A 16,269-nucleotide genomic window follows, 5' to 3' on the forward strand; every position below is an offset into this window, starting at 1 on the left:
GCTGCTGCTAAATAGCTGTGAATTAAAAAAATAGGCAGTTAAACGGTTTAGTTTTTGGGAGGCGAGGAGCCATCCATTAGGAAAGCTCTTTCAGAGCCAGTTTGATGAGCTGTTCCACCTGGCCGACTTCAGGCTGGGCTTTGAGTATTTTGTTCAGGGCTTTTTGGGCGTGGATGCGGTTGAACTGCAAAGCGACCAATGCAGATAACGCCTCCTCCCGGATTGTATTGTCCTGTGCAGTGGGCAGGGAAGGCAGATCGTCGCCAGCATCTTTCAAGAGTTTATCTTTGAGGTCAAGAATGATGCGCTGTGCGGTCTTTGGGCCTACCCCTTTTATTTTTTTCAAAGCAGCTACTTGTTCGCCAATGATAGCAGCCCGGAGGTCGTCGGGCGTCATAGAAGACAGCATGAGCTGTGCTGTGCTCGGCCCAATGCCAGAGACCGAAATCAAGTGCACGAACAAGGCGCGTTCGATGGCTTCGGCAAAGCCATACAAAGTATGGCTATCCTCTTTGATGTGCTGATGGGTCAGTATCTTAACCGCTTCCAATTTTTCGATCTGCGCATAAGTATGCAAGCTGATATTGATGTGGTAGCCGACCCCTGCGGCTTCAACGATGATGAAGGTGGGGCTTTTGTGGGCGATAGGACCTTTGATGTATGCAATCATAGTTGTGTAAAAGGAAAGGCGAAGGTTGGTGAAGTAAGGCCGCTACAGCAGCCGGGGTACGAAGTTAACAAGTTCGCCGGTAATCTAATAGCTTTGGGCAAGGTGCCCTCCTGTGGTATTGTCTGCCACGCACCCCCATGGCGAAATATTAGATGGGTTATTAGGCGTGGTCAGGGAAAAGTATCTATTTTACGCCTGTTCTACAGTGCCAACCGTACGGTATTCAAAACGGAAGATCCACATCAGGCTCCTACCGCAGCCTGCCAAAACTACAAATACACATGTCGAAAACGACTACCTTCAACTTTGACGATCAGCCTATGCTTTTTGGGCACCCTGTCGGGCTTTTCATCCTCTTTCTCACCGAAATGTGGGAGCGGTTCTCTTATTATGGCATGCGGGCCATTCTGGTCCTTTACATCATCAGTTCGGCAACGGGCGACAACCCCGGCTTGGGCTGGGAATCCTCAGATGCGTTAGCCCTCTACGGTTGGTACACCATGCTGGTCTACGTCATGTCCATTCCGGGCGGCATTTTGGCAGACAAGTTCATTGGGCAAAAAAAGGCCGTGCTCTACGGGGGGCTCACCCTTGTAGCCGGGCATGGCATTTTGGCCATAGAGGCGCTGTGGGCATTCTACACTGGCCTAGCGCTCATCATCTTAGGCGTAGGCGGGCTGAAGCCCAATATTTCGACTATGGTGGGCGGGCTGTACAAGCAAGGGGACGAACGCCGGGATCAGGGCTTCACCATTTTTTATATCGGCATCAATGTAGGGGCGTTCTTGTCTTCCCTCATTGTAGGCGCAGTGGGCGAGACCATCGGCTGGCACTACGGCTTCGGCCTGGCGGGCATCGGCATGCTGCTGGGGCAAGTGGTTTTTATGATGGGGCAGAAATACCTCAAAGGGGTTGGAGAGCCGCCCAGCCAACAGCCCAAGGCGGCTGGCGAGGCGGCAGACTCTTCTTTTGGCGACCTCTTCCGGGAGCTCTTCAAAAGCCCGGTACAGCTGCTGATTACTTTTGGGCTCATCTTGGGCTCTTCCGTGCTGGCTTTTCTCACTTTTGAAGGCACCGACCGCTATCTGTACGCTGCCCTTTTTCTTTTCCTCTCTATTGTGGCAGGGATGATGATGATGATTTACAAGGAAGTGAACCGCATAGAAAAAGACCGCTTCATTGTGCTTATCTTGTCTTTCCTCATCATTATTGTGTTTTGGGGGGCCTTCGAACAGGCAGGCGGCCTGCTCAATATCTACACCCTGAACAAGATTGACCGTATGGTGAATTTCTTCACCATCGACCTGCTGTTTTACGGGGCGGGCGCGGTACTGCTGGTGCTGGGCGCCCTACACTATTTTCAGAAAAAGGAAACGTACTACCTGTTCTTGCCGATAGGCGCGCTGATCATTGCTGGCTACAGCTACTATCGCTCAGACCTGTACACCTCAGGGCTTTACGAAATACCTGCGGCGGTATTCCAATCGGTGAACGCTATGTTCATCATCATCTTCGGGACACTTGTTGGCAGTTTTTGGATATGGTGGAAGCATAAGGGGTACGAGAGCTCCTCTCTACTGAAAATGGCCGTGGGCACCATTATAATGGGCGCTGGCTTCCTGTTTATGGCCAAAGCCAGCTCTGATGTAGAACAATACGGTGACAAGGCTGCGCTCTACCTGCTTATACTGGCCTACCTGCTGCATACTTTGGGCGAGCTCTGTGCTTCTCCGGTAGCTTTGTCCTTTATCACCAAAGTCGCTCCGGTAAAATATGTCTCTATCATGATGGGCGTCTACTTTGCGGCAACCGGGCTGGGCAACAAAGTGGCCGGCGCTATCGGGGAGTCTTCTCAATTGGAGACCGTCAGCACCGAGCTGATTGCCTCTCCTGTGGAGTACAACTTGGCAGCAGATACGCTCATCGCAAAGGCAGGTGATTTTGAATTCACCGCCAATGCCTACCTGGCTGGCGGAGAGGTGGCCATACGGGAAGGAGGGGTGGATGTCATGGAGCTGCTGCGGCTTACGCCAAAAAATAGGGAGCTGCTCGTCGCCTACCTGCAAGAGGAGGGCGCATCTGCTGAGGAGCCGCTCACGGCTGTAGTGCGCATGGCATACGATGAAGAGGCCAAAGCTGCTATCAAAGACAAAGGCGAGAAAGTGGACATTAGCAAGTACAGCGGTGAAATAGAGCTCTTCGAGCTGCAAAACCAGCAGGAATACAAGACTTTTGTGGGCATCTTTGTATTCACGGGTGCATTTGGCCTGTTGCTGCTGCTTTTCTTCAAGCGGCTGAAAAAGCTGACGCACGGAGCTGAAGATACCACCAACACCCAATCCGAGGAATAAGAAGGCTTTGAGGTTGCCGATCCAACCGATGGGGATGCCCCTACCCCGCCGGATGACGGCGCTGCGCTCAACCCTCCAAAGCCCTAAATAGCATAACTTACCGTTGCCCTGCCCCAAAGCGCGGGGCAACGGTGCTCTATCAGAAACAACCAAATTACAAACCTACTGGCCTGCCACCAATCGTTGCAGGGCAAACAAAAAACAGCAGAATAGCTTATGTCGAACGGATCATCGAACAGCCTGACGAAACACGGGACAGTGCTCGGGCACCCCTCGGGGCTCTTTGTTTTGTTTTTCACTGAAATGTGGGAGCGCTTCTCTTACTACGGGATGCGGGCCCTGCTTGTCATTTTCCTGATTGGCGCTGTGGATGTGGACAACCCCGGTTGGGGCTGGGAGCGTGAAAATGCCCTTTCGCTCTTAGGCACCTACGCCCTCATGGTATACCTGACGCCCATTCTTGGCGGCTACATCGCCGACCGGATGATCGGCTACCGCTCTGCGGTAGTGATCGGAGCCTTGCTCATGACTTTGGGGCACGCTGCGCTGGCCGTAGAGACGCCCCTATTTCTTTACATCGGCATTGGGCTGCTTATTTTCGGCAATGGTTTTTTCAAACCGAACATGACCTCCATCATCTCTAAGATGTATGAAGACCACCCCGAAAAGAAAGATGGCGCTTACACCATTTTTTATATGGGTGTCAATGCGGGCGCATTCCTGGGCATCATGCTGTGCGGGTACCTGGGTGAAAAAGTAGCTTGGAGCTATGGCTTTGGGCTGGCTGGCATCTTTATGTTTATGGGGATGCTGCAGTTCTACTTTGCCTCGCCTATCTTTGACGGCATAGGGGATAAGCCGGAAGCTACTTCAGACGAAGAGATCGAGGTGCCTGCTGGCGACCGGCTCAACCCGTTTACGACCTTGGACAAGGTGCTCATCGGTTTGTTTTCCCTTTTGTCCATCGTTTGGATCTTGAACGACCCCCTCTCTAAAATTGGGGAAATCCCTATTCTACCGGGCGGGGCGGAAGGCACCACAGCCAATATTGTCATTCTTACGGCGCTGGGCATCTTTTTGTTCCTGCTCGTATCCCGCCTCACGCGCTACACCCCGACTGTACGCGACAAGATGATAGCAGTGGCGATATTTTCCTTCTTCACCGTGTTTTTCTGGGCTTCTTTTGAGCAGGCTGCAGGCTCTATGGCGATTTTTGCCAAAGACTACACAGCCCGGGCGCTTGATGGGGGCACGGCTACGGTTTTCAAAGTCATCGACACCATTGTGACCATTATACCACTGGCTATCATTACTTGGGTATTGTATAGCCTGTTCCGGAAAACGATTGCTAAAATCACGCTTTCCAACATCATCCTTGGGCTGAGCTTCGTCATGATCTGGGGGATTGTGATCTACAAACTCAACCGGGAGTTCAGCACGCCTGGCACAGAGGTACCTGCTACTTGGTTTGCTATCCTCAACTCGCTCTTCATCATCATGTTCGCCCCTTTATTTTCTCGTTGGTGGGAAAGCAAGTACAACCCAACGGGGGCAGTGAAATATGGCATAGGGCTCATCCTGCTCGGCACTGGCTTTGGGTTCCTGGTCTTCGGCTCTTTGGCCATCCCTCAGGGTGCAGAAACGGCTGCGGTGAGCATGATCTGGCTCATTTTAGCCTATTTGTTCCATACATTGGGCGAGCTGTGCATTTCGCCAGTGGGCCTTTCTTACCTGAGCAAGCTGGTGCCCGGGCGAATGATCGCCTTTATGTTCGGCATTTATTACCTGGCAATTGCAATAGGCAATAAGCTGGCCCACTATATGGGCGGCAAAATTGATGCCATCACGGCGCAATATTCTCTGAGCACCTTCTTCCTGATTTTCACAATTGTCCCGGTCGTGGCAGGCCTCCTGGCTATGGTCCTCAATCCGGTATTGAAAAAACTTATGCACGGGGTCCGTTAGGGAGCGCCCCCTGAGCATCATTTAGCAAACCTTAAACGGGAGTGGGCATTTCAGTGTACTGGAGTGCCCGCTTTGTTTTACTACAATCCTACACCATGAACCTTAGCCGGCTTACGCTGCTTTTTGCCGCCCTCGCTGGAGGGCAGATCCTTTTTTGTGTGATCATTTACTACCTGTTGCAATCTGGGCGCTTCAGTATGCAGGAGGCAGATCTGGAAAACCTTGGGGCCGTCCCCCCTATCGCTCTGGCAGGCAGTGTGCTTGCAGCTTTCGGGCTTAGCCGGGCCCTTTCTCGGCAGGGCCGGTCCGCTGACGGCATACCTGCTAAAATGCAAGTGTACAGCCGGGCGGTTATCGTGCGGCTCGCGCTTGTAGAAGGGGGCAACCTCTTGATCCTCGTCGTTACTCTGCTGACTGGAGACTTGAGCAACCTCTATTATTTTGTAGCGGGGATGGCAGCCTTCGCCTGGCTGAGGCCAGGAAAAGACAACTTTGTGCAGACCTTCACGCTCGATAACAAGGAGCAGCGCGGGCTTGACAATTTATAGGGCTGCTGCGGAAATACGGCCTATGGCGCAGCGGGCCACCTCTTGCTAAAATGCCCTTAGGGCTTGGGGGCTTTGTGCTGGCACCGGCCTAGCGATGTGCAGGGGTGGCAAGCCCGTCAGGGCCGAGCGGATAGCGAGCCCCGGAACGTAGCGCCCCCTGCCGGGAGGCAGGGGGAGGCCCCAAAATGCTTTTCTGCCTCGTGCCCAAGGGCAGGCGCGCCAAAACACAACCGCCCCGGCAGAAACCTGAGCTGCCGGGGCGGTTGAATGGTTTTGCGAAACAATCAGGGCCTTACATCCTTGTCTGCGGTCCACTTTTGCAAGACCGGGCACCCTTGGAACATAGGATCGAGGTTGATATAGGTAGCATCTACTTTTTCTTTGATCCAATCGCCAATAAAATCGCTCTTTTTGGCCTCTATAGCCGCCTGTTGAATCTTAGAATAATCTTGGCTAAGGTCGGCTTTGTGCGGCTGCGTACGAGACTGCAGCTGCACGATCCGGAAGTAACGCCCTCCGGTCTGATCCCGGAACACGAAAGGGGCGGTCACGCCGTTGATATCGAGCGTATCAATAGCAAAGTAGATATCCGGGTCGAGGTCGCCAATTTCAAAAAAGGTATTGCCGGTGATGGGGTTCACCATGCGGCCGTCATTGGTATAGCTTTGGACATCCTCGTTGGAATAGCGCTTGACCGCTTGGGAGAAGGTCAGGGAATCGGAAAGGATGAGCTGCCGCACGGTATCGAGCCGTGTTTTGGCCAGCTCCATATCTGCATCCGTTATTTCAGGCTTGATGAGGATGTGGCGCACTCGGATGGAGTTGCCCCTGCGCTCTTGCATTTGAATGATGTGGAACCCAAACTCGGACTCAACGACCGGTGAGATTTCGTCCTTTTTCAGTTTGAACGCAGCGGCCTCAAACTCGGGCACATAGCGCCCCCGCTTGGCCCAGCCGAGGTCACCTCCTGCACGGGCAGAGCCATCGTCGCTGAATTTCCCGGCCAGCTCTGCGAAATCCTCTCCCCCATCAACAATACGGGTACGGATATTTTCGAGCAGCTTGATGGCTTTTTCCCGTTCTTCCTTATTGACTTTGGGCTTGACGACGATCTCCCCTACTTCCACTTCGGAGTTGAAATACGGGAGGCTGTCAGCAGGGATGGAGTTGAAGAATGTCCTTACTTCATTGGGCGTTACCGAGACCGAAGCCATGATATTGCCCCGCATACGGTCGGCCAGTATCTGATTGCGGAGGTCTTCGCGGAACTGCGCTTTCACCTCATTGATGGTCTGGCCATAGTACTCTTCAAATTGGTTGACGTCGTTGTTCATAAAGCCCAGGATGCGTTCGATACGCGCATCGAGCTGGGCCTCGACCTCATCGTCTGACACCTCGATACTATCCAGTTTGGCCTGGTTGAGGAGGAGCTTGCCAGCCATGATCTGGTCCATGATGGAGCAGCGGGCATCTGCAGGCAGGTTTTCCTGCTGAGAGGCCATCAAGGCCCGTTGTTCTTCTACTTCAGACAAGAGCACGAGCTCTCCCCCAACGGTAGCCACTACCTTGTCGATCACTTCCCGTTGCGCCTGTACGCCCGCAGTCAGCAGGAGCATCAACAGGGCTGTCATCGCAGCAATTCTCATATTCATAAGGTACATAAATCTCAGTTCTTCAATTCAATAAATAGCCAACCCGGAGCCTGGCCCTCCATTAGTAATAGGTTTTGATGTTGTTGCGCCTCAGCTCCCGTTGGTACATGGCCTCTATCTTTTCCTCCAGCAGTTTTTCCTTGCGGTTGCGGAGGATGACTTTCCGGGCCTGCCCTTCGATGTAAGACAGCGGGGCAATATCTTTCCGGTTTTTCACTTCAAAGACCCGGAAATAATACTGGTAATCACCATCCCGCTGGCTGAAGTCTTGCTTCGCAGCAACATTATCTACCGTGACCGTCCCCTTTGGCATTTCTTGTGCAATGTCTTCTACCTTGTACCATACGCTATCCTCTAGGAGGTAGGCATCGGCATGCAACTGGCAGTAGGAGACCAGTTTTTCAAAATCAGCCGCTTCCCGGCTATTCCAAAACTTGCGCAGGTCATTGGCTTGTGGGACAGGCAGTGGGACTTTAACAAAGTAGCACCTGATGATGGGCGTCTCCAACTGGTACTGCAGCTTGTTGCGCTCGTAAAAATCCTGCAGCTCTTTCATCGCTATGGTGCTGTCCAACAGTTGTTCCACGAGGATTTTCTCGTAGTTGTGGCGGATCAGGGAAGCACGGTAATCCCTAACGAGCTTATCGATATTCAAGTCGCTAGGGATGTTCTGCTCGGCTTCGTGCAAGAGCAGCGCCTCACGGATCCAACGGTTGGAATGGATCTGAATGATCAGGCTGCTGTCTTTGCCTGTTGTCCCTTCCGGGAACATCCCGTCCATTTCGGAAAGGTAAAGCGTTTTATTGTGCACCTTTGCCAGGAGCTGATCTGCTGTTTCCTCCTCCCCCATCATGCCGCTGCAGGCAGAAGCGCTGCACATGAGCAGTGCAAGTGCTCCTCCAATGAAGAGCTTCCACAGGATTGGCTTTCGGGTTCTCAAATGCTTCAACGTGTTATTATTTCTCTATCATTGACTGGAATACCTCATCATTGATTTTCACCGGGTAAGCTTTGCGGAGGGATTCCACCCATTCTTCCTCGAGGTAGTCCTGATAGTCTGCCACAACATACCCCCGGGCTTCTTCAAGCGTCTTATCGCGCGGTTCTAGGATTTCTTCTATTTTGATGACTTTAAAGACAGAAGACTGTGGCAGCGGCTCGCTTTGGGATAAGGCCCCAACTTTCCATTCCATATTTTTGAACTCCGGGTAGAGGTCTTTGTCCAACGTTTTGGATTCATGGCGGATCTCGGGGAAATAGCCTTCACCGGTATTGTACTTGGCGAGCACCTCTTCTGGCGTGTGCGTGCTCATAAAGGCGCGGATTTCATCCATTTGATCAGACAGTTCATTGGCTACCTTGTAAATGCTGGTCTTGGCGCGCTCGCCGTAGCGGTATTTGCCACGGATGCGCTTGAAGAACTTCTCCAGCCCGACAGAGTCTTGAGAGGCTTTATCCCAAACCAGCATTTTTGTTGCTTCAAACAGCAATATGCCTTCTTCGTACTCCCGCATCAGCGCTTTAAAGTCGGGGTACTTCGCTTCCAGCTGTTTTTCCTCATAGCGCATGGCACTTTCGTCCACGAAAGCGGTATAGAGCTCCTGCACGGCTTCCTTTACATCTTTGCCACGCCCCATACGCAGCCGTTGCCGGCTTGAGCGCTCAAGGTAAGAAGTGAAATCGCCAAGGGTGACATCATAGCCTTCGCCAAAAGTGATCAGGGTTTCCCCGGAAGGGGTTTCTGGCGCACGCCAACGGAAAGTGAGGAAGGTATCGGTTAGAGAAGACGCGAAAGCATCAAGCACTTTTGGGTACTCTTTCATATCAGCGTCCTTCTTGATCCGTTCTACCATTGCTATTTTAGCCTGTTCAAAGCGGTTGTCTTTTTTGACCGCATTTTCTAAACGACCTTTTTCGATGCTATAGGGTTGTATGCCCCGCAAAGAAACCCGGCGGATGATGTGCCAGCCCACGCTCGTTTGCACAGGTTGGGTGTACGCGCCATCCTCTGCCAGGCCGAAAGCAGCATCCTCAAAGTCTCTAGAATACTGGTTGATGCCAAAAAAGCCGATGTAGCCCCCTTTAGCAGCGGTGCGCAAGTCTTCAGAGACGGCCTTGGCCAAGGCTTCAAAGTCGGCCCCGTTTTGTAATGCTTGATAAGCACTGTCGATACGTGCTTTAGCCGCTTGGGAGGTCACGCCGTCCCCTGTACGGATCAGGATGTGGCCCGCTTCGATCTCTCCCCTTGCAGCCCTACGGCCGTGCACCATGAGGAGGTGGAAGCCCGCATCGGTGCGCAGCGGGCCATACAGCTCTCCTATGGGCGCGGTATAGGCTGCTTTTTCCAGTTCGTAAAAGCCATTCGGGAAAAGGGCCGTGACATAACCGATATGCCCTCCGTTGTTTTGGGCCGATTTGTCATCGGATATTTCTTTGGCCACGGCCTCAAACTCAGCGCCTTGCTCTATGCGCTTTTTGGCGTTCATAATTTTCAGGCGGGCCTGTTCGGCTGCAGCTTCCTCTGCATCGGCACCCACGGCCACCAGGATGTGGCTGATGTCAACATCCTGCTGTACCCGCTCATAAGCCTCTCGGTTGAGCTTTTCGGTCACCTCTTTATCGATCAGGTAGGAATCTGCAAGCTGCCGGCGGTAGCCTTCCAGCTCGCGCATCAGCTCTGGTATGGTATCGAGCTGCATCTCGCGGGCTTTTGCCACTTTGAGCTTAAACTTGACGTACAGGTCGAGGTACTCCTTGAGCGAACGCTCCGAAAAATCAGCATTTTTGCCATTGGTCTTGGAATAGATGTAGACAAACTCTGATTTGGCTACCGGCACCCCGTCAACGCTGAACAGCACGGGGTCCTCATTTTGAGCTTGGATGCCGGTGGCAGATAGGCACAGGGCCAGCGCAAAAGACAAAAGCTGCTTGAACATTGCAGTATTCATGGATGGTATGTTTTTTGTACGAGCCGATTTGAAGCTGCCCCCAACACCTTCCTTCGCCATCGGCTACCCCTTGGCAAAACAGATAGGCGGAAGTTGGCATTTCAAAACAGCCCTTAATCACAGGTTGGATCCTACCTCTGCAGCAGGGCTTTCTGCTAGCCCCTAGGCCAGCGTTTGCCAGCTGCTGCACAGGCCGCGGCAAAATTAGGAAATAATAGTGACGATTGCAGCCAATGAACGGCCAAATGCCTGTGCCTGCCTAAACGGGGTATTGCCACACCCGGCGGACACGGGGCCCTATAGAAGTCAAGACTTCATAGGGGATAGTGCCTACTGCGTAGGCCAGCACTTCCGGCTTGTGCCCGGGCCCAAAAACACAGACTTCATCGCCAGCGGCTACCGGCCCAGCGCCGGAGACATCGAGCATGGAAATATCCATACAGACGTGGCCAATGAGCGGGGCGGCCCTGCCATTGACCATTAAAGGGTAGCCACACTGCCCTGCTGCCCGAGGTAGCCCATCGGCATAGCCCAGGCTGAGGGTTGCCACCCGGCAGCCTTCTGGCCCGGCAACGCCCGAACGTGCATAGCCGATGGTTTCCCCAGGGGCTACAGAACGGACCTGAGCGACCTGAGCGGTAAGGCTGACCGCTGTCTGCAGGCTTTCACCCCAGCGCCCTCCGACGCCTGAGCCGTAAGCACCAATCCCCAAACGTACCATCCCATAATGGTATTGCGGCAGCCGTGCAATCCCATTGCTGTTGACCAAATGAAGGGCAGGCAGGTAGCCCAGCTGTGCTACGAGGGCTGCATAGGCTTCGAGGTAACGCTCATTCTGAAGTTTGGAAAAAGCATCGTGCTGCGGGTCCTCGCTCCCCGACAAATGTGAGAAAACACTTGCGACCCTGAGCTGAGGATGACGTTTCAATAGGCGGCCAACGCTTTCTACCTCATCGCGGTCGAGCCCAAGGCGGTTCATACCAGAATTAAGCTCGATGTGTACCCTGCGCTCCGGGGCGCCTTGTTGTTGCCAGGCATCAATAAATACCGCAATATGAGAAGCGCTGTAGAGGATCGGCTCCAGGTCCATAGCTATACAAGCGCCAAAAGCTTGAGGCTCAGCGCTCAAGACCATTATCGGCAGGCCAACATCAGCTCTGCGGAGGGCAACGCCTTCATCCACATAAGCGACCATCAGATAGTCCGCCAAGCCACGGGCTTCAAGCCACCGGCCAACCTCTACGGCCCCCATGCCATAGGCATTGGCTTTGACCATCACCGCCATCTTCACGCCTTCGCCAATGAGGGCTTTATGCGCACGGATATTCTTTGCAATCGCACCCATATTGATCCTCAATTCCGCACTGTGGAACTGCCGGGTATAATGGTGCCAATTTTTATCGGCGCTGTACAAAAACAAATCGCCGGGCGTTGTTAGGGGCTCGCCGGCCACAACAAGGCTAGGGCGGCCCGGCAGTATCCCTACATCCGGCAGGGGGAGGCTGCTTGCCAAAGCCGCAGGCCATCTGCCGGTAATCTCATGGCAGGCTTTCCAGGCTTTGCACAAGTCTGGCCCGGAATACCTAAAAACATAATCTTGGTCGTTGCGGATAGCCTGTTCTAGGAACATGCTGTGTTGGTTTGAGTGACGGCAAATGAGTGGAGCACGGGCAAAACCGGCCCTGCCGGCTAAAGATCAAACCCAATATCTGCTCGGTAATATTTGCCTTCGAAAGAAATTTTCTCTGCATTAGCCTTAGAAATGGACAGCGCCTTGCGGAAGTCCTCTGCAAGAGAGGTGATCGCCAGCACGCGGCCACCGTTGGTCTTGAGGACACCTCCCTCCTCCCGGGTGCCGGCATGCAGCACCAGGCTGCCCTCTACCCGATCGATCCCGGTAATCGGCTTGCCTTTTTCATAAGCTTCAGGGTAACCGCCAGAAACGAGGAAAACAGTGGCAGCACTGCGGGGGTCCACTTCAAGTTCGGCTTCGGCCAGGGTTTCATCTCCTACTGCTTTAAGCAAAGCCACCAGGTCACTTTTCAGCCGCGGGAAGACCGCTTCTGTCTCCGGGTCGCCCATCCGGCAGTTGTACTCGATCACATAGGGGTCATCGCCCACTTTGATGAGGCCCAGAAAGATAAAGCCCTGATAGGGTGCGCCAATCTCCTTTAGCCCAGTAAGGGTTGGGCTGATGATCCAGTTCTCTACTTTTTTCAGGAGCTGCTCATCTACAAAGGGGACGGGGGAGATTGCGCCCATGCCGCCAGTATTCAGGCCAGTATCGCCCTCGCCTATGCGCTTATAGTCTTTGGCGATGGGCAAGATTTTATAGGACTTCCCATCCGTCAGGACAAAGACGGAGAACTCAATCCCGTCGAGGAACGCTTCCACAACTACCCTTTGGCTGGCCTGCCCGAACTTACCGTTCAGCATGGCTTCCAGTTCCGCTTTGGCCTCTTCCCGGTCATGGAGTATAAGCACCCCTTTTCCAGCGGCCAGCCCATCTGCTTTCAGGACAATAGGCAGGGGGTGCGCATCTAGGTAAGCGAGCCCTTCCTGCAGCGTCTCGGGGGTAAACGCCTGATAAGCAGCCGTGGGGATATCCCGCTCCTGCATGAAGGTTTTGGCGAAAGCCTTGCTGCCTTCTAATTGTGCCCCTTTGGCCGAAGGGCCGATAATACGGACCTGCTTAAGGGCATCGTCTGCTTTGAAATAATCATAGATGCCGCGAACGAGAGGCTCCTCCGGGCCAACGACTACCATGCTTATGCCGTGCGCTTTAACGAGATCGGCTACGGCCTCAAAGTCGTTCGGGTTTACATCCAGGTTGGTGCCAAGGGAGGCTGTCCCTGGGTTACCAGGCGCAGTAAACAAAGCTTCGCAAAGGGGGCTTTCCGCCAACTTCAAGGCAAAGGCGTGCTCTCGCCCCCCACCGCCCAGCAAAAGGATTTTCATATCGTTCTTGGTTTATTTCTGCGGCAAATATACTCAACCCTAACGGCTTTAGCCTGCTTCCTACAGGGGGAATCCTCCCCAAACAGAGGATACGGTTTGCCCAGCCTTGAACGCTTGCCGGAGATGCAGCAGGATCGGGCCGGACTCTAGCTTTGCCCGGCAGGGACCCCAATTGTCCAAGGTGTGATTTTCTGACTTGCTGTTGCTCTCCCTCCTGCGTTCAAAGGCCTCGCCATAAGGTATAGCCCAGAAATGTGATGGGGCCTGCCCCTGCCGCAAGGATGTGCCAGCCGGCAGGTGCCGCTATGCTCCGGGGCTCGCTATCCGCTCGGCCCTGACGGGCTTGCCACCCCTTCGCAGCGCTAGGCCAATGCCGGGCTAACTTAAACGCCTGAGACGTTCTTGGTTCACACCCCTTAAAAAATGGGGCAGCTGCTGTAACAAAAGCAGGGCTAAACCGGTCTATCTTATGATTCCCTTTACACCTACACCAAACCTGGCACACATGCGTCTATTCCTTTTCAGCTCCCTTTTGCTCTGCTCTTCCATCCTTATCGCCCAAGAGGCGGGGTACATCATCGTCCAAGGGCAAGTAGTGGACCAACGCACACAAAACCCGCTGCCCTATGCCCACGTCGGCATCTCAGCACGGGGCATTGGCACGACTACCGGGTACGATGGGGCTTTCACGCTGAAGGTGCCGGCACAATACCGGGAGGAGCGGGTCCAGGTTTCTTATATCGGCTATAAAACAGCCGAGGCCGGCCTCGGCCAGCTTTCGCGACAGCCGGTCATCAAGCTAGAGCCCGTACCCGCTATGCTGCAGGAGGTCATTGTCATGGATGAACAGCGGGTTGAAGATATTATCCGGCGTGCGGTACGGCAAATCCCCGACAACTACCCTTCCCGGCCCACCAATGCCACGGCTTTCTACAGGGAAAGCAAAACAGACAGCAAGGGAGACTATATCTATCTGGCAGAGGGGGTCCTCCAACTTTACAAAGAAAGCTACCAAAACAAAAAGGAAGGGCAGATCGGGCTGCTGCAAGGCCGGAAGGTAGCCTTAGCCCCAGAGGAAGAGCTGCGGTCCAACGCCCGGTTCTCCTCGGGCCATCTTGCAGCCGATCGGTTTGATGTGGTCAAGAATAGAGCGGATTTCCTTGACGAGCGTTTTTTCCCTGCCTATACCTACCGGTTGGACAACGTCACCGCTTACGAAGGCCGGCCTGTTTTTGTGGTAGGCTTTGACCGCACCGGCGACGACCCCGATGGCAGGATGAAAGGGAAAATCTATATTGACACCTTGTCGTACGCTTTTATCAGAGCCGAGTTTGAAATACGGCCAGAAGCACAGGGCCAATACGATGATTATCCGTTTTATACCGGCAATTGGAAGGCCAACCGCTACTTTGTCGATTACCGCATGGCCAATGGGAAGTGGTTCCTCAAGGATGCCCTCCGGGAAGGGGTGTGGCAAGATGGCGGCGTGTATACCAATGAGATTGTTGTGACCGAAGTCGTGCCCGGGCGCGGCAAGCCAGTGCCTTACATGGAACGGCTTGGGCGGGACGACCGCTTTTTGAATATTACAGGAGCGTACGACGAGTCTTTTTGGGCCAGTTACAACACTGCCCCTCTCCACAATGAAAAGCTCTCAGAGACGGTGCAGCAGTTCCGTAATCAGGACAAAGCGCGGGAAGTTTTCGATACGGCCTATATGGCGCTGCTTCAGCGGGCACAGGATTCAGTGGTCGTGCTCACCCCACAAACGCCCCGGGGAGAGCCTATAATTGCTTACGTGCCCAAGGAAAACACTTGGGTCACAGAAAGCGCCATCCTCGGGGCACACTTTTCTTATGGTGCGGGGGCACATGCGCTTCCGACCAGTTTGCACTACTACCGGCTCAACTACCTCTCTGCAGGCGACTTGGACCAAATCATCGGCACAGAAGGCGAAGTCAGTGCCCGTGAAGGTGAGCTGCTGTACCAGCTGGCTCTTGATGTAGCATTCAAAGACCGCTATCTGTTGCGGTGGGCCCTCTCCCGGGACTTTGGCAACAGTATCTACCGGGAGAGCGCCATTGGGCTTGGGCTTCAGTACAACCTGACCAAGCGGGTACGCCCTGTCTACCTCAGGCCTATCGTTCAGTACAGCCGGCTGCGGTATGCCCGTTTTGTAGGGCAGGCCGACAATGATTTTGGCAATTTCAAGGCCGATGGCAAGAACTTCAAAGCCAACAAGGTGAATATGTACTATGGTGAAATCAACCGTTCGGTGAAATTCACGCTTGAAGCAGCGGTAGAGCTCAACCCCAGCCGAGAGCTATTCGTACGGGGCAGCTACCATTTGCCGTTTCAGCAGCAGGCACAGTTGTTTCTATGGGAAAGGCAGCGGGTATTCCGGAAAAGGGTGCACCTCCCGGTAGATGAGCAGGTGGCAGCATTCAGGGGCACGGCGCCGTACAACGGTACCCTCACCCCCAATGAAGGCACTTTTTCCCTTACTATAGGGCTATTGCTGAAGTAGGCGCTCAGCCGGCAGGCTATCAATGGGCACTACAGCCCCGGCAGGCTGTTCCACGGCAAGCGTCCAGCCTGCTGCCTCCACAATGAACTTCATGATTTCCAATAGCTGATTGCCCTCTAGCGCAGCCTCCTGCATCAGGCGGCTTTCCCGTGCTTTTTGGGCCAGCATGGCTTTCGCATTGGCATTGAGACGCGTATAATCTTCTGCGGAAAAAGTATTAAAGAAGCTCTCAGACAGATTCTTGTATGCCACTTGGTGGTCTACCGACAAAATTTCGGGCTCGGGGATATTGCTGATCAAAACCTGCCTACGTGTGCTATCGGCTGTGACCCTGATCTTCGAGAGGTCGTACCCTACCAATACTTTCCCTTCTACTTTTAAGATGGCCTGCTTAGAAAAGCTGAATGTGCTCGGCATGGGCACATAAACCGTGAATTTGCGGATGTTAGTCTCATCGTAAAGCTCACTGAACTGCCCTTCGACAGTCACTAGTTTGCACACCTGCTGTACCCGCTCGAGCAGCACGCTGCTGTTCACGATTTGTTCTTCCGCAGCCTCGCCCCGGCCTAGCCAGGCATAGGCGCCCAAGAAGCCCGCAAAAAAGAGCCCGATGGCCCCAGCCAAAGCAAAGGTTTTCCTCATATCCAAAG

11 protein-coding genes are annotated in these 16,269 nt (G+C 53.7%); 4 read left to right on the plus strand and 7 right to left on the minus strand.

All coding sequences use genetic code 11. From position 1 onward, the window contains the following. Nucleotides 1-76: 76 nt before the first annotated feature. Nucleotides 77-670, minus strand: coding sequence for a Holliday junction branch migration protein RuvA (gene ruvA, locus FRY97_RS10480; RefSeq protein WP_147167481.1), 594 nt, complete (start codon nucleotides 668-670; stop codon nucleotides 77-79). Nucleotides 671-951: 281 nt separating this feature from the next. On the opposite strand from ruvA, the gene FRY97_RS23130 reads away from it, so the two are divergent. The 3 genes from FRY97_RS23130 (at nucleotide 952) to FRY97_RS10495 (ending at nucleotide 5,534) form a co-directional block, all read left to right on the plus strand. Then, on the plus strand, nucleotides 952-3,021 hold the full coding sequence (locus tag FRY97_RS23130; RefSeq protein ID WP_246141669.1) for a peptide MFS transporter: 2,070 nt from the start codon (nucleotides 952-954) through the stop codon (nucleotides 3,019-3,021). Between the two features lie 216 nt (nucleotides 3,022-3,237). Next, nucleotides 3,238-4,986, plus strand: a complete 1,749-nt coding sequence (locus FRY97_RS10490; RefSeq protein WP_147167482.1) for a peptide MFS transporter — start codon at nucleotides 3,238-3,240, stop codon at nucleotides 4,984-4,986. A 95-nt stretch (nucleotides 4,987-5,081) separates the two neighbouring features. Beyond that, on the plus strand, nucleotides 5,082-5,534 hold the full coding sequence (locus FRY97_RS10495) for a hypothetical protein (protein ID WP_147167483.1): 453 nt from the start codon (nucleotides 5,082-5,084) through the stop codon (nucleotides 5,532-5,534). Nucleotides 5,535-5,818: 284 nt separating this feature from the next. Here the strand turns inward: FRY97_RS10495 and FRY97_RS10500 are convergent, their stop codons facing one another. The 5 genes from FRY97_RS10500 to purD form a co-directional block, all read right to left on the minus strand. Beyond that, entirely contained in the window at nucleotides 5,819-7,186 is a 1,368-nt protein-coding gene (locus FRY97_RS10500) for a peptidylprolyl isomerase (protein WP_147167484.1), read from the minus strand. Nucleotides 7,187-7,247: 61 nt separating this feature from the next. Further along, entirely contained in the window at nucleotides 7,248-8,126 is an 879-nt protein-coding gene (locus FRY97_RS10505) for a hypothetical protein (RefSeq protein WP_147167485.1), read from the minus strand. A 16-nt stretch (nucleotides 8,127-8,142) separates the two neighbouring features. Beyond that, nucleotides 8,143-10,134, minus strand: coding sequence for a peptidylprolyl isomerase (locus tag FRY97_RS10510; RefSeq protein ID WP_170254587.1), 1,992 nt, complete (start codon nucleotides 10,132-10,134; stop codon nucleotides 8,143-8,145). 259 nt (nucleotides 10,135-10,393) lie between these two features. After that, a complete protein-coding gene (gene alr / locus FRY97_RS10515) occupies nucleotides 10,394-11,764 on the minus strand; it encodes an alanine racemase (RefSeq protein WP_147167487.1) in 1,371 nt (456 codons plus the stop codon). Nucleotides 11,765-11,823: 59 nt separating this feature from the next. Then, the gene (gene purD / locus FRY97_RS10520) at nucleotides 11,824-13,092 is read right to left on the minus strand and encodes a phosphoribosylamine--glycine ligase (protein ID WP_147167488.1); all 1,269 of its coding nucleotides are present in this window, start codon (nucleotides 13,090-13,092) and stop codon (nucleotides 11,824-11,826) included. Nucleotides 13,093-13,597: 505 nt separating this feature from the next. Here purD and FRY97_RS10525 point away from each other — a divergent pair. Then, the gene (locus FRY97_RS10525; protein ID WP_170254588.1) at nucleotides 13,598-15,619 is read left to right on the plus strand and encodes a carboxypeptidase-like regulatory domain-containing protein; all 2,022 of its coding nucleotides are present in this window, start codon (nucleotides 13,598-13,600) and stop codon (nucleotides 15,617-15,619) included. Here the strand turns inward: FRY97_RS10525 and FRY97_RS10530 are convergent. Beyond that, nucleotides 15,605-16,261, minus strand: a complete 657-nt coding sequence (locus tag FRY97_RS10530; RefSeq protein ID WP_147167490.1) for a DUF4230 domain-containing protein — start codon at nucleotides 16,259-16,261, stop codon at nucleotides 15,605-15,607. The genes FRY97_RS10525 and FRY97_RS10530 overlap by 15 nt on opposite strands. Nucleotides 16,262-16,269: the final 8 nt, after the last annotated feature.

Source organism: Phaeodactylibacter luteus, from assembly GCF_007993045.1.
GTDB lineage: Bacteria > Bacteroidota > Bacteroidia > Chitinophagales > Saprospiraceae > Phaeodactylibacter > Phaeodactylibacter luteus.